The following is a 14,468-nucleotide window of genomic DNA, read 5'->3' as shown; positions in this document are numbered from 1 at the left end:
TTATTATAAACCTAAAGATACACATTATGGCACGTAACATTACTCCAATTCATTCAAAGATGGTCTGTAATAATATTGTTTAACCTTTCATAATTTGTAAATTTACCCTAAAAAAATTGAATTTGCATATTAAAAAATTTCTTTTAGTAGGTATTTTGAGTTTCATTTCCTGCAGTACTGGTAACCTTGATGTGATTGCAGACCTGCCTTCTGATCTTCCAGAAATAAGTGCTGTTGAAAAATTTCCTAATTCAGATTTACTATGGTTGATAGAAGACGCAGGAAACGACAATGTTTTATATGGCATAAACTTTAACGGAAAAGTAGAACGTGAAATTACCATAACAAATGCAAAGAATAAAGATTGGGAGGATTTAACTACTGATAATAAAAATACCATATATATTGGTGATTTTGGTAACAACAATAAAAAACGTGATGTTTTTACCATTTATAAAATAGCTAACATTAATACTATTTCAGATAAAGCAGTTGCAACAAAAATTGATTTTGAACTACCCAAAAAAATGAAGTCCAAAGATTTTGAAGCTTTTTTTCTTTTTAGGAACCAATTTTATATTTTCAGTAAGGAGCATAAAAAAGGTCTCGTTATAAAAGTTCCAAATATTGAAGGCTTGCATACTGCAGAACTGGTGACCGAATTTGAAATTACTGGTAAGCGTTCTAAAATCACATCGGCTGATATTAGTGAAGATGGTCAATCAATAGTATTGTTAAATCATGATAAAGCTTGGCACTTTTCAAATTTTAAGGGTGATGATTTTTTTAAAGGGAATAAAAAAATGTTAGATTTTAAGCATAGTTCACAAAAAGAAGGCATTTGCTTCTTTGGTAAAAACCAATTGTTAATTACTGACGAACTACAAGGAAGTCATGGCGGGAATATCTATTCCTATAATTTAGACTAAAAATCTAAAGCAAAACCGAAGGAAAATCTCAAACCATCACTACCATTAAAAAGATTTACGGTTCCTGCTAGACTATCAGCAGTAGCGACCCAAATTCCAAGCCCATAATCATTATGCCATTTTTTTGATGCTTCATCATCTAACCAAACTCGACCTACATCGAAACCACCAAAAACACCTATTTGCAATGGCAAAATACCTGTTTTAAACGAATTAAAACTGTATCTTAAATCGGCACTACCAATAAAAGCATGTTGACCAGTAAAGCGTTGATTTCGGTAACCACGCAACCCATTATTTCCACCTATATTTGCAGCTTGATAAAAAGTATAATTATCACCAAATCTAAATTGTGCTTTGGCATCTGTTTTCAATACAAGTTTTCTGTTTTTAGAAATAGCATTATAAAATCCCAAACTAGTATTTAAGTAACCATAATTATCTTCAATGTCTTCTAAATTCGATCTTGTTCCCAAATGAATATCAAAGGCCATGGCTCGTGTAGGATTTATTTTTCTATCAAAACTGCTGTAATTATAGTTTCCTTCAATGGCACCAAAAAACATTCTTTCATAGAATTCAGAATTAGTTGCTGGGACAACATCAGTAATAAATCTATCATTGGTGTCTTCAACTTCAATTCCTTGAAATATGGTTTTAAAACCATATTGACTACCAAAATGCCCTCTTTTTAAAACACCAAAATCCACGCCATAAATGCCTGTTCTCACTCGGTTATAATCCATACCTAAATCATCATCCCAATTTTGAGTTTCATTTCCAAAGCCAAAAAAGTTATATGTGAAATTTTCAGTTGCCAAATAACCTCCAATGCTTAAATTCCAATCACCAAACACATTTGCAAATTCGCCGTTGTAATCTAATGTCAAGCCTCCTGTTGCAAAATAATAACCTCCTTTAATTTTGTGCTGTTGCGAAAATGGATTTCGTTTAAAACCTTTAATGGTACTTGCATAAGACAAACCTATCAGAACGCCATCATCGGGATTAAACCCTATGTTAGGTGTCATAACTCTTGAGCGCAGTATATTTTTTTTAAAGTCAAAATGGTTGAGATCATACATGTTGGTAAACTTGAACGACGCGCCATTTTTTTCTTCTACAGTATTTTTCTTTGTTTTGTGGTCATACACTTTTATACGACGTCCATTTTTGATTATGTAAGTATCATTGTTCTGTCCTCCAATTAAACGTGTAAAAATAAGCCCTTTAGAATTTCCAGTTACTTCGAATATATCTTTGTCATCTAAACCATAAACCCATAGTTCTTTGGTAATAGCTTTATCAAAAACTCTATCAACAATCACCTCTTCTTTCTTGCCATCGATAATTCGGGATATTATTACACGCGTTTTATTGTTTTCTTCTCTAATAATTTCGATGTAATCGTCTTTATCTGTTCCGGTTAAAACAACCAATTCAGCCATGTAATTATAATAGCGCTCTGCAATATCCTTAAGGCTATTACGTCTTGCTTTTAGGTTTGTTTTTATTTCCTGAAATGTTTCGTCTTGAACCTCAATTGGCATTTTTGAAAGTGCCTGATCAATAACGTCATCCGTTATATATTCCTGTAAAAGTTCGGCTTGTTCCAACCAGATATTTTTACCTGATTGCTGAATTAACACACGATCCAATCGAATTCCAACATTGTTAATCCATTTAACATCTTTTAATTCTTCTTCAAAAGTCTGGAGTTGTTTTGCTGCTCCAGCTGCTACTTTGGCAACATCTAACAGTGCACCATCAAAATTAGAAAAAACTTGGTCTCGGTCTCTTGGAATAGGCTTGAATAGGTTATCTCCATTTTCCAAATCAAACTGCGCCCAACGCCATTGATCTTGGTGTCTATCCCAATCACCTAAAAGCATATCGAACAGTCGCGCTCTTATAAAGGTTAATTCGTCAATTTTATGTTTTTCATCTTCTCTTATTTTCTCAATAATATCATGAGAACTTTCAATATCATCAGCATAGCCAAAATTTCTTTCATTAGCATAATTTTCTTCAGGTCGCTCTTCAATCATATAAAGCTCTCCGCCATATTCAGCGTTATAATCCCCTAGATATTTATGCTTGGGAATAAAATACAACTTGGGATTGGTATGATATATCTTCGCCGCATCAGACAAATCTGGAACTGCTAAAAAGGCATAAGGATGCGCAGCAGTATAAAAATCCATAATGAAATCCTCGACAGCAGTTTCCTCAAATTGATCAATTATATAAGTGTCTTTAAACAGAACCGTTTGTAAAAACTGTGTCGCACTTTTTTTTAATGCACGCATGTTTAACTCCCTACCATCTTTGGTTTTTAATCGTAAAGAACGTGTTTGATGTCCGCCTCCTTTTCTTACAATCTCAAGGCCTCCATAAAGGGTATCCAAAGTAGCTACTTTGGCTTTAATTTTTGTACTGTATAAGCTTCGGTAATGATCTCCAAAAACATATTTATAAAAACCTGACTTATCGGTTTCTTCGTTACTATAAATTGAAACTTCAGCATAGTTTGGAAATGTATCTGGTAATTGGGACACATTATAGTGCTCAACACGTGAAATTACTTCTTTTTGGTATAACAAATTTAATTTATTGTCATTAACACCATAAAACCTTACCCAACTACTTCCATCTTTAAAAACAGTTAATTCTGCAAAACCATTTTTTCCATAACTAAACAGACCGTTATTTGCCAGAACAGCTGTTGACTCATTTGATCCTGAACCAGAAACAATTTGTTTTATGGTTTCATTTTCTATGTATTGCAAGGTGTGTTCGTGACCAGATACCAAAACAAGCTTTTCTTCCTCATAGACCAACGTTTCAAGACGACGCATTAAATCATTATAACGTTCATTGTAACGGTCTTGAGTAGAAACACCACCTTGTGTTTTTATTTGTGTTATTAAGGAGCCAATTACAGGTAATGGTATATAATTGTTAAAAGGAAAAATATGCTTTTTCGTAGGATAGAATCCGCCACGAATACCATTAGTAAACATTGGGTGATGCATGGCAAGAACTATTGTTCTGTTTCCTGCCTTTTTAATTTCACCTTCTAACTCAACAAAAAAGCGTTCACGGGTTTTTATCTCACATTCATCATTTATTGTGGGGTTTTTATCCCAATCCTCCAAATACCATTGCGTATCAATGACAATCAATTGTATTGATTTACTTACATCTATACTTTCTAAAGGACATCCATTTTCCGGCTGAAAACGGTTTTTACCTAAAATATCCTCAATGTACTTTTCCTGTCTCTTTAAACCTTTTACACCTTCCTTTTTCCAATCTAAATGACCAGGAATAAATAAGGCTTTCCCTTTAAAATCTTTAAGTGCATCAACTTGTTTATTAATGGCATCTTCAGCGGATTGTCTTTTATTTGATTCTTTTGGTTGAAAACCATTAGGATAACTATTATCACCTAAAAAAAGAGCAAAGTCCCTTGACGTGGCATTTTCTTTTAAATGCTTTTTAAAAACATTTAATATTTCCGTTTGGTCATTTACTGCACCAACATCTCCTATTAAATAAAATCTTCTGTCTATTTCCTTGTCTGGAAAAGCAGTTACTTGGTAATCGTTGTCCTTATACTGTGCTTTAAATGTAGCACATGAATTACAAATTATTATAATTAAAAATGTTAGTAAAATCTTGTAATTCTTCATTTAAAAAATTTATTGCTTCCTTTTTTAATATCCTAAAAAATCAAAGATAGCACTAAAACAAATTTGTATTAATGCTATCAATATAAAATTGACCTTTAAAACAATTTGATTCTAAAAACGATTGGGAAAATCACTGATAATACCATCAACACCATAACTTTTCATTCTTTCAATGGTTTCTTTTTCATTAACTGTCCAGGTATTTACTTTTAAGCCTTTATCATGAGCAGCCTTAACATTGTCCATGGTTACCAAAGCAAAATTAGGATGAATAGCATGAGCTTGAACAGTTAGTGCAAATTGAATAGCATCAGAAACACTAGCTTTAGTTAGAACAGCAAGCGGTATATTCTTATTAAGATTATATAGGTTTTGTAATTCATTCTGCTGAAAACTAGATACCATGAATTGATTATATTTCCAGCTTTTATTTTGCACATAATCCATGACGGTTTCAAATGTTCCTAAAGCTGTGTTTTTACCTTTAAGCTCAATGTTTATGAGATATTTACCAGCAATCAAATCTAGAACTTCAATTAATGTTGGAATTTCATACTTACCCAACACCTTTAATTGTTTTAATTGTAAAAGTGATTGCTTTGAAACTTCACCAGAACCATTTGTCATTCTATCCAATGTAAAATCATGAAATACCACCAACTCACCTGAAGCACACTTATGGACATCTATTTCTATACCGTCAACACCAATTTCTAAAGCTTTTTTAATAGACTCAAGTGTGTTTTCTGCTAGATGCCCTTTAGCGCCACGATGACCAATATTTAATATTTGTGATTTCATTTTTTGACCATAGGTCGCATAAGTCCTTCTTGAGCTACCGAGGCGACCAATTTACCTTCTCTAGTAAAAATATTGCCTTTTGCAAAGCCTCTAGCATTAGAGGTGTTAGGTGACTCTAACGAGAATAGTAACCAATCAGAAAAATCAAAATCTCTATAATACCACATTGAGTGATCTAAACTAGCTGTTTGTAAATTTCCCCAATGTGCTTTACTAGCATGAGGTTGTATGGCAACCGCCAAAATATTATAATCAGAAATGTAGGTCAAAATTTGTTGACTCAACGCCAAGTCTAAATCATTAACATCACCTTTTAACTTAAACCATACGTCTAGAACAGGTGGTAAATCTTTTTTTTCAAGTGGATTATTAATTACTGTTGGTTTAAAATCAACTGGTCTTGGAATTTCCAGAAACGTTTTGGTTCTCTTTGGTAATAATTCACCATAAGTTTTTAATAAATCTGACCAACTCATTAATTCTTCTGGGCTTTTTACGTTTTGATTTATTTCAATTTGATGCTCATGTCCCTTTTCATTTTTATGAAATGAAGCTGATAAAATAAATATGGTTTTACCATTTTGACTTGCTGTAACACGCCTTACTGAAAAACTTCCGCCATCTCGCATTATACCTACTTGGTAGTTGATAGGTAATTCTAAATCTCCAGCCTCCAAAAAATAGGAATGCATAGAATGTAAAACACGTCCGTTTTTAATGGTACGGTAGGCAGCATTCAAAGCCTGTGCCAAAACTTGACCTCCAAATACATTAGGGCTACCAACCGTTTTACTTATTCCTAAAAAGGTATTATCGTCTTGTTGATCTAGATGAAGTATGTTTAATAAATCAGTTACTGATGTCATAAAATTCTTTTTGTACAAATATAATTAAGAGCTGCATGATAGCATAGAACATCCAACTTTATGTCTAGCCCATTCTGGGCGTTTAGCAAACCATTTTGCATATTCTGATTGTTCGTCATAGGGTTTCTTCAGTAATGTATATAATTCATTTATTAACCTATAATCACCTTTATCAGCCTCATCAATAGCTAATTGAGCCATATAGTTTCGTAATACATATTTGGGGTTAACCAAATTCATCTTTGTCTTTCTGTCATTATCACTTAACGTTTCTTCTTGAAGTCTTTCTTTGTATTTATTTAACCAAGATTTCCAAGATTGTCTAATTTTATCTGAAATGTCAGTTGGTATATAAAAAGCATCTTCAATAACCTGTATTCCAGATTCAGAATCATCCTTTCTTAGGTTTGCTAAATTTCTGAAAAAAATAGTCATATCGGTTTCTGAAAGTTGCAATACAGTTTCTAATTCATGAACTAATTTTAAATCATCTTCCTGTTGTAATTCTAATCCCAATTTAGAACGCATCATCTCTAATGATTTCACTTCAAAAACTGATTTATAATCATTTAGTATTTCTTCTAATGGTTTTGGGTCTTCAATTAATGGATATAAAGCATTAGCTAATTGATAAAGATTCCACAAACCAATATTTGGTTGATTTCCATAACGATATCTTTTATGCTGGCTATCCGTTGTATTTGGTGTCCAGCCAAAATCAAATCCTTCTAACCAACCATACGGCCCGTAATCTATTGTTAGACCTAAAATGGACATATTATCAGTATTCATAACACCATGAACAAATCCAACGCGTTGCCAATGTATAATCATGGAAAGGGTACGTTCCATCACTTCTCTAAAAAACTGAATGTATGTTTCTTTTGATGGCTTTCCTAAATGCTGAAAATGATGTTTAATTGTAAAATTTAATAGGGTTTTTAATGTATCTAAATCTTGTCTTGCGGTGAAAATTTCATAATTCCCAAATCTTAAAAAAGATGGGGAAACGCGACAAACAATTGCGCCTTTTTCGTAATCTGGATTACCATTATACATAATATCGCGTAACACTTGATCACCTGTTAATACCAAAGACAAGGCTCGAGTTGTTGGCACACCTAAATGGTACATAGCTTCACTACATAAATACTCACGAATTGACGAGCGCAAAACTGCTAAGCCATCGGCAGATCTAGAATAAGGCGTTTCTCCAGCACCTTTTAACTGTAAAACCCATGATTTATTTTTGTGCTCAATTTCCCCTAAATTTATAGCGCGACCATCACCCAATTGTCCTGCCCAAGACCCGAATTGATGGCCACCATAACACATGGCGTAAGAGGTTGAACCCTCAACAACTTTATTACCCGAAAAAATGTTTAAAAACTCTTTGGAGTGAATAAAATCTTTTTCAAAACCAAGTGTTTCAGCAAGTTCTGGTGATACGTGAATTAATTCAGGGTTTGAGGTTTTTCTTGGTTTTACTTCAGAATAACATGCATTCAAAACTTGCCGTCTTGAATTTTCTAAATTCTCATCTGCTGGTAATTCAGCCGTAAATTTGTTTTTTAGCTTAAGACTCATTTAATTTATTAATCCATTTATTGAGTTCATAATCTGAAGGGTTTCGCAACTTCTTTTTACCAAGTAATATAGTAGGAAAATTGAGTTTTCTATTGTCATACAAGTTACGTAATTCTTCAGCATTAGATTCACTATCTATAACATCAAGAAACACGTAACTTAAATTACGTGTTTCTAAAAATGTTTTATAATAGTTTGATTTATGGCACTCTTTAGAACCATATAATTTTAATATCATGATTTCAATTTATCAGCATGTAATGCTCGAAGTTTAGCTAACTTTGGAGTAATCACAAAACAGCAATATCCTTGTTCCTTATTATTTTTATAGTAATCTTGATGCTCTTTTTCAGCTTTATAAAAAGTATCTAAAGGCGAAAGCTCTGTTACTATAGAATTTTCGTAATATGGGTTTAGTTGCTTTATGACTTTTTCAGCAATTTCTTTTTGTTCATCATCATGATAAAAAACAACCGAACGGTATTGCGTACCTCTATCTGCTCCTTGACGATTTAACGTTGTTGGATCATGAGTTGTCATAAAAACCACCAAAATATCTGCAAAAGAAATTGTATTGGCATCAAAAGTAATTTGAATGACTTCAGCATGACCAGTTAATCCGGAGCATATCTCACGATATATTGGATATCCTGGCACATTTCCACCGGAATAACCTGAAATAACTTTTTCTACGCCTTCAACTTCTTGAAAAACGGCTTCAGTACACCAAAAGCAACCACCTCCCAGTGTTGCCTGTTGTAACTTTTTAGTTGTCATTTAGAGCCTCCTTATCTAAAATCATGGATTCAGAATTAATGCAATATCGAAGTCCGCTGGGTTCTGGTCCGTCAGGAAACACATGACCTAAATGCGCATCACAGGTATTACACATAACTTCAACGCGAACCATTCCAAATGAATCGTCCTTTTCGTATTTAATGGCGTTTTCAGCAATTGGTTGCGTAAAACTTGGCCAACCAGTACCTGAACTAAACTTTATGGTTGAATCGAACAAGGGTGTGTTACAGCAAACGCAATTGTACTTTCCTTCATCATAAGTGCTACATAAATCACCACTATGAGGTCGCTCTGTTCCTTTTAACCTAGTTATTCGAAATTGTTCAGGTGTTAATAGTTTTCGCCATTCATTTTCAGTTTTTTCTACACGATTGTCTGGAGTTGGGTTTCCATTAACTGCAAATTTGATAACATCTTTCCATGTTAGCATAATAAAGTTTCCTTTCTGTTCTAAATTAATAATATGCTTAAGGATAAATATAGACGAATCATTTTGAATTTCCTTACAGTTAATAGTATTTGCTATTACGTTACATTATTTTTATTTTTTTAGTAATTTGTCATTTCAAAAATCTAGAGTCTATATGTCTAAATTGGTAGAGAATGCCCAAGATTATGTTTTTAACTTATTTAAGGATGAGTTAGACCAGTCCTTTTTATATCATAACTACAAGCATACTGAACGTGTTTTACGAAGTATTAAAGAAATAATAGAACATACTGAAGTTAATAAATCTGACGCCGAAATACTGGAATTGGCCGCATTATTTCATGATACAGGCTATATCAAAACTAGAGAAGGACATGAGGAACAAAGTGTGAAAATTGCTACTACTTTCTTGAAAGACCATAATGTGGATGAAAAAACAATTGAAGCTGTAAACGCCTGTATAATGGACACTAAATTCAAGGACGTTCCTCATTCTAAATTAGGCAAGATAATTAGAGACGCTGATGCTTCACATTTTGGAAAAAAATACTTTAGTGAAGCCAGTGAGTTTTTGAGAAAAGAATTAGAAATCCAAGATATTGCTGAATATTCTCCAACTGAATGGCTTGATGAAAACATCAGAGTACTTTCTGAAAAACATCAATTTTACACGGAGTATGCTTTAAAAAATTGGCAGTCGCAAAAAGATAAAAATTTATCTAAATTGATAAAAGACAAAAAAAAGCGATTGAAAAAAATAAAAAAAGAAGAGATTAAAGCTAAATATAAAGCTAAATATAAAAATGAGAGCCCAGAACGTGGCATACAGACTTTTTACAGAGTAGCCTTAAGAAATCATATTAAATTAAGTGATATAGCGGATACCAAAGCTAACATCTTATTGTCAGTTAATGCCATTATTATATCGCTTGTACTTTCTAATTTAATTTCAAAATTAGATTCTAATGAATATCTAGTTTACCCAACAGCTATTTTTACAGTATCAAGTGTTATTTCAATGATATTATCAATTTTGGCTACAAGACCCAATGTAACAAGTGGTGAGTTCACAAAAGAAGATGTTGAGAACCAAAAAGTAAATCTCACCTTTTTTGGAAATTTCCATAAAATGAAATTAAAAGAATTTGAATGGGCTATTGAAGAGTTGTTAAAGGACAAGGACTATGTTTATAAATCATTGACAAAGGATTTATATTTTTTAGGTAAGGTTTTAGAACGCAAGTATCGTATTTTAAGAGTTACCTATACCATATTTATGACTGGCATAATTGTATCAGTAATTGCTTTTGGTTTTGCTGTAAAATCAAGCCCTGAAGCAGAAGCTGAATTTAAGGAGATTTTGCCTGAAGATACTATGAATTCGTCATCTTACAATGATAATAGCCATTTAAAAAATAATGACTTTGTAATATAGAACAAAAGGAGTTATTGATTAAGAGCTAATTTCGGTCATCAAATCTTCGTAAGTGTAAAACTCTTCATCCTTTTTATCTTTACTGTATAAAATACTTACACGAATGGCTTTCAAACCTGTTACTGCTTGTAAGTCTTCTAACTCTACAATCTCTACATCTGTGTCAAGCATTTGTTTGTTTTGTAAAAAACCAATATATCTCAAATATTCCTGTTCATCTTGTTTGTGCGAGTAAACAATGGTTAACTTCCCTTTTTGAGTAATACGCTCATTTGTTCCTTTTATTTTTGCTTTATCAACACGTTTTTTCACTATTTCGTATCGTGCATTATATGTACCATCCACATCAAACTGCTTTTCGTCCATTCTGAAACTGATTGATAGCGGTCTGTTAAATACTAAAATCATAGATGCTACATCTAAAGCAACTGGTAGTTTATGACGCATCAGATAGTAGGCATTTTCCATTTCACACATAACTTGCAATTGCCAAAGTCTTAAATTATAAAGATATATGTCGTTAAAGCTATCCTCTCTAGTAATTGCTTCACCAATATACATGTTGTGTTCAACACCATCCGTTTTATAGCGTTCAAAAAAATGCGGATACATGGCTTGTGCTTGAATTTGCTTTTCATCTAGCAAAGCAGCCATTTTTTTATTGATACTAGAAATGGTATCATCAAAATCTTTACGATGTTCATACACCTCATTCATTGAGCGATTGATATGAAGATAATAATTATCAACAGCTGAAGCTATCAATTCATCATTTTTAAAATGATCAAGTAATGGATTAATATCCTGATTAAAGAAATTAATTATCTTTTGTTCGCTATCAACTTGAAAATTTGTTTTCAAGTGTTTTGAATAGTCTTCAATTTGAAATAAAAATTGCTCATAGATTGGCAAGGGTTCTTTTTCTAGAGCCAATTCCAAAATACCTTTAGCTAAATCCAATTGTTGTAATAAATCTAGTTTTGTAGCTTCATTTCGAGCATCAGAGGAACCTTGAATATCAATTTGTCCGTAGAGCGGATAGACATTATTAAAACTAATTTTATTAAAAACAGCCTCCTTCCCATTCATTTCGTTTTTAATGAATCGTCTAGCTTCAGATTCAAATCGCCATAAAACGCTGTCATGTATTGCTGTACACTCTTTTTGAATTATTGCCTTTACTAGATTTTGCTCCTCATCTTTTGAACGTTCAACAGCTGAAACAATAAACGGCAAAACATCTACCAACTTATTAGCAACAATACTATTTAAAACTCTGGGTTTATGTGATACTAATTCTAGAATACCCATAAGTTCGTCATCATTAGCGATTGGAGCAAAAATAGCACTCTTTATACCTTGTTTATATAGTATTTTGACATGTGGCGCACAAGATTTGTTTTGTTTTGTACTCGCTTCAACATCAGATATTGAAATGTATTGATTTTGCTTCAACAATTTATCATATGACCATTCACATAAAGCATCTGCGCATTCCTTAACATCCAAATCATCCAGCAAATAACTGTTCATTCCAGCACCATAAACACGTTCAAAAGTATCTTCTTCTTTATTATAAATTGAAAAGCCAACTTCTAAATCTTTTACATTCAATAAGGATCGAAATATTTCATGAAAGTCATTCATAAAACTCTCGTCCTTACGTTTATCTTGTCTTATTAATGTGGCTTTTATATTGGATATTGATTGATCATCAGTCACATCAAAAATATTAGAAATCACGAATCCCTTGAACACATAACTTTCCGGCGGAAACTTTTGTTTCCAAAGCTCAATGTTTTCAAAATTATCTAATAGTTCATAATAATCTGCTTCAGTTATTTCGGGAGCGTTTTCAGATTTAATAATCTCAGTAAAATCAGCATTATATAATATTTTATAGGTTCTTAAAACGCCTTTTCCGTCAGGTATTTTATAGTATAATGGTCGCTTAAAATTTAGATTATATCCGTAACGAAAATTTAAAATTGCTGTACATGCGGTTATATAAAAATCATGCTCTGGAATATTCTGCATTTTTAACTCGAAGTTTTCGCCAGCAGTTTCTATAATACTTTTAAATCTTTCAGATGAATTGAAAATAAAATCTTGAAATGGAATGGATGCTGTTTTGATTTCATTTTTAGTTAATATAGGACTAAAGGCATCTTTTAACAGTAAACTGATTTCCTTATCGTAGGTATTTATCAATTCAGGATCTGAAAACCCTTCTCTTAAAATTGGGTTTTCTTCTGCGATAGCCATAATCTGCTTAACTCGTATAGCTAAAGATTCATCTTGACTATCTAGCAAATTTTCATATTGCTCAATAACACTATTAAAGCTAATAAGCAATTTGAAAGGTGCCTCAATCTGATCGTTAATATTCATCCTGTTCATTTAAGTAATATACGAAATTTTCAACTATATGGTTTAGACGAGAAACTTCATCAAAAATAACAGGTATGTGAATGTAAAAAAACTAATTCACCAATATCATGTATTCCCAAGGTTTTAAAGTTACAGGTTCATTGCTCAATTCTAATTTTTTACCTGTCATATATTCATTATAGGATCCTTTTTCAGATATTGATATCGTTTGTTCTTTGTTAGAAAAATTGCCAAGGTAAATTACTTCGTCGTTTCCTTTGTGTCTTTTAAAACTTAAAACATGTTCATTTTTCAAATCTAATGGCTCGTAATCTGCTTTCTGTTTTCCACCATGTAAAGCAGGATTTGTATTTTTAAGTTCTCCTAATTTTTCAAGAACTGGCCATACTTTTCCTTTTTCTTTTGGAATTTGATCCTTTTCAAAGAATTTGAGTTGGTGAGCTAAATCATACTCTTGACCTGAATAAATTAATGGCATACCTGGAATTGCATAACTTAATGCTAGTACAGATTCCGATGCCTCTTTATAACGATCTGTTACTATACCGTTCCAAGAATTTTCATCATGATTGGTCACAAAATTCATGATTATGTCATCATTTTCATAAGCAGTATTAATATAATCCATTAAATTATAAAACTCATTTACTGGCTTTTCACCTTTAACAATATCCTTCATCAAATGATGAAACTTCCAGCCATATTCCATCTCGAACAAATCTGAACCTTGCATGAATTTAGGGTCATCGTTTTCACCTAACATAAAAACCGCTCTTTCGGCTCTTAATTCAGCTATTGCTCGCTTCCAGAAATCTACCGGAGTTGGTTCAATATGGTCACATCTAAAACCATCTACTTTTTCTTCTTTAACCCAGTACATCATGTCTTGAATCATTTCATTTTGCATATCCATATTGGTATAATCCAATTGAGCAACATCGCCCCAGCCTTTAGAGGTTCCGTCCGGATTTAATGGGTCTGTAATTTCGCCTTTATCGTTTTTTACATAATATTCTGGATGCTCTTTTATCCAAACATGATCCCAACCTGTGTGGTTTGGTACCCAATCTAAAATCACATATATACCGTTATCATGAGCTGTTTTAACTAATTCTCTAAAATCTTCAATATTGCCAAATTCTGGATTAACTGCTTTATAATCAGATACTGCATAATAGCTTCCTAACATTTTAGCACGTTCTGTTTCATCTTCAATTAAATCCGCAAAATCACCACCTGTTGCTTTACGTTTGGTTTCTGATATTGGATTAATTGGCATGAGCCAGATAATTTTCACGCCCAAATCCTTTAGCTGTGGAATATCTTTTGTAAAAGCATCGAAAGTTCCTTCTTCGGAATATTGACGAATATTGGCCTCATAAATAACTGCTGACTCTAAGACATCATCATTTATAGGTTGAATTTCTGAAGATTCTTCAGTTATAATTTCTTCAATAGCTTCGACTTTTTTCTCTTGTTTACATGAAGCTAATATTGATAAGGTTAGTAATAAAATTGCTGTTTTTTTCATTGCTA

11 protein-coding genes are annotated in these 14,468 nt (G+C 32.5%); 2 read left to right on the top strand and 9 right to left on the bottom strand.

Translation table 11 applies throughout. From position 1 onward, the window contains the following. The first annotated feature begins 122 nt into the window (after positions 1–122). Positions 123–929, top strand: coding sequence for a hypothetical protein (locus tag C1S72_RS10070; protein WP_104735856.1), 807 nt, complete (start codon positions 123–125; stop codon positions 927–929). Here the strand turns inward: C1S72_RS10070 and C1S72_RS10065 are convergent. The 7 genes from C1S72_RS10065 to msrB all read right to left on the bottom strand — a co-directional run bounded on the left by C1S72_RS10065 (position 926) and on the right by msrB (position 9,106). Continuing rightward, the gene (locus tag C1S72_RS10065) at positions 926–4,624 is read right to left on the bottom strand and encodes a metallophosphoesterase (RefSeq protein WP_104735472.1); all 3,699 of its coding nucleotides are present in this window, start codon (positions 4,622–4,624) and stop codon (positions 926–928) included. The two genes, C1S72_RS10070 and C1S72_RS10065, sit on opposite strands and share 4 nt — an antisense overlap. Positions 4,625–4,735: 111 nt before the next feature. Then, complete coding sequence (locus C1S72_RS10060; RefSeq protein WP_104735471.1) at positions 4,736–5,425, bottom strand: glycerophosphodiester phosphodiesterase; 690 nt, start codon at positions 5,423–5,425, stop codon at positions 4,736–4,738. Next, a complete protein-coding gene (locus C1S72_RS10055; RefSeq protein ID WP_104735470.1) occupies positions 5,422–6,291 on the bottom strand; it encodes an acyl-CoA thioesterase in 870 nt (289 codons plus the stop codon). The genes C1S72_RS10060 and C1S72_RS10055 overlap by 4 nt, the downstream gene beginning before the upstream one ends. 24 nt (positions 6,292–6,315) lie before the next feature. Further along, on the bottom strand, positions 6,316–7,878 hold the full coding sequence (locus tag C1S72_RS10050; RefSeq protein WP_104735469.1) for a protein adenylyltransferase SelO: 1,563 nt from the start codon (positions 7,876–7,878) through the stop codon (positions 6,316–6,318). After that, complete coding sequence (locus C1S72_RS10045; protein WP_104735468.1) at positions 7,868–8,116, bottom strand: glutaredoxin family protein; 249 nt, start codon at positions 8,114–8,116, stop codon at positions 7,868–7,870. The genes C1S72_RS10050 and C1S72_RS10045 overlap by 11 nt, the downstream gene beginning before the upstream one ends. Further along, positions 8,113–8,655 carry a peptide-methionine (S)-S-oxide reductase MsrA gene (msrA, locus tag C1S72_RS10040; RefSeq protein WP_104735467.1) on the bottom strand — a complete coding sequence of 181 codons (543 nt, stop codon included), beginning with the start codon at positions 8,653–8,655 and terminating at the stop codon, positions 8,113–8,115. The genes C1S72_RS10045 and msrA overlap by 4 nt, the downstream gene beginning before the upstream one ends. Beyond that, on the bottom strand, positions 8,645–9,106 hold the full coding sequence (msrB, locus tag C1S72_RS10035) for a peptide-methionine (R)-S-oxide reductase MsrB (RefSeq protein ID WP_104735466.1): 462 nt from the start codon (positions 9,104–9,106) through the stop codon (positions 8,645–8,647). The genes msrA and msrB overlap by 11 nt, the downstream gene beginning before the upstream one ends. A gap of 154 nt (positions 9,107–9,260) precedes the next feature. Between msrB and C1S72_RS10030 the strand changes: the two genes are divergently transcribed. Then, a complete protein-coding gene (locus tag C1S72_RS10030; RefSeq protein ID WP_104735465.1) occupies positions 9,261–10,541 on the top strand; it encodes a Pycsar system effector family protein in 1,281 nt (426 codons plus the stop codon). An 18-nt stretch (positions 10,542–10,559) separates the two neighbouring features. Here C1S72_RS10030 and C1S72_RS10025 read toward each other — a convergent pair whose 3' ends face one another. Both C1S72_RS10025 and C1S72_RS10020 read right to left on the bottom strand, forming a co-directional pair. After that, positions 10,560–12,932, bottom strand: a complete 2,373-nt coding sequence (locus tag C1S72_RS10025) for a GAF domain-containing protein (protein WP_104735464.1) — start codon at positions 12,930–12,932, stop codon at positions 10,560–10,562. A 91-nt stretch (positions 12,933–13,023) separates the two neighbouring features. Then, positions 13,024–14,463: an alpha-amylase family glycosyl hydrolase gene (locus tag C1S72_RS10020; RefSeq protein WP_104735463.1), complete on the bottom strand. Its 1,440-nt coding sequence runs from the start codon at positions 14,461–14,463 to the stop codon at positions 13,024–13,026. Between the last annotated feature and the right edge of the window lie 5 nt (positions 14,464–14,468).

This window comes from Hanstruepera ponticola (assembly GCF_002940745.1).
GTDB classification, from domain to species: Bacteria; Bacteroidota; Bacteroidia; order Flavobacteriales; family Flavobacteriaceae; genus Hanstruepera; species Hanstruepera ponticola.
The sequence above is the reverse complement of the archived record's forward strand: the minus strand, read 5'-3'. Positions and strand labels throughout refer to the sequence as shown.

Coding starts and splice junctions, on each gene's coding strand:
- C1S72_RS10065 (WP_104735472.1), bottom strand. CDS start 4,624: ATGAAGAATTACAAGATTTTACTAACATTTTTAATTATAATAATTTGT.
- C1S72_RS10060 (WP_104735471.1), bottom strand. CDS start 5,425: ATGAAATCACAAATATTAAATATTGGTCATCGTGGCGCTAAAGGGCAT.
- C1S72_RS10055 (WP_104735470.1), bottom strand. CDS start 6,291: ATGACATCAGTAACTGATTTATTAAACATACTTCATCTAGATCAACAA.
- C1S72_RS10050 (WP_104735469.1), bottom strand. CDS start 7,878: ATGAGTCTTAAGCTAAAAAACAAATTTACGGCTGAATTACCAGCAGAT.
- C1S72_RS10045 (WP_104735468.1), bottom strand. CDS start 8,116: ATGATATTAAAATTATATGGTTCTAAAGAGTGCCATAAATCAAACTAT.
- msrA (WP_104735467.1), bottom strand. CDS start 8,655: ATGACAACTAAAAAGTTACAACAGGCAACACTGGGAGGTGGTTGCTTT.
- msrB (WP_104735466.1), bottom strand. CDS start 9,106: ATGCTAACATGGAAAGATGTTATCAAATTTGCAGTTAATGGAAACCCA.
- C1S72_RS10030 (WP_104735465.1), top strand. CDS start 9,261: ATGTCTAAATTGGTAGAGAATGCCCAAGATTATGTTTTTAACTTATTT.
- C1S72_RS10025 (WP_104735464.1), bottom strand. CDS start 12,932: ATGAATATTAACGATCAGATTGAGGCACCTTTCAAATTGCTTATTAGC.
- C1S72_RS10020 (WP_104735463.1), bottom strand. CDS start 14,463: ATGAAAAAAACAGCAATTTTATTACTAACCTTATCAATATTAGCTTCA.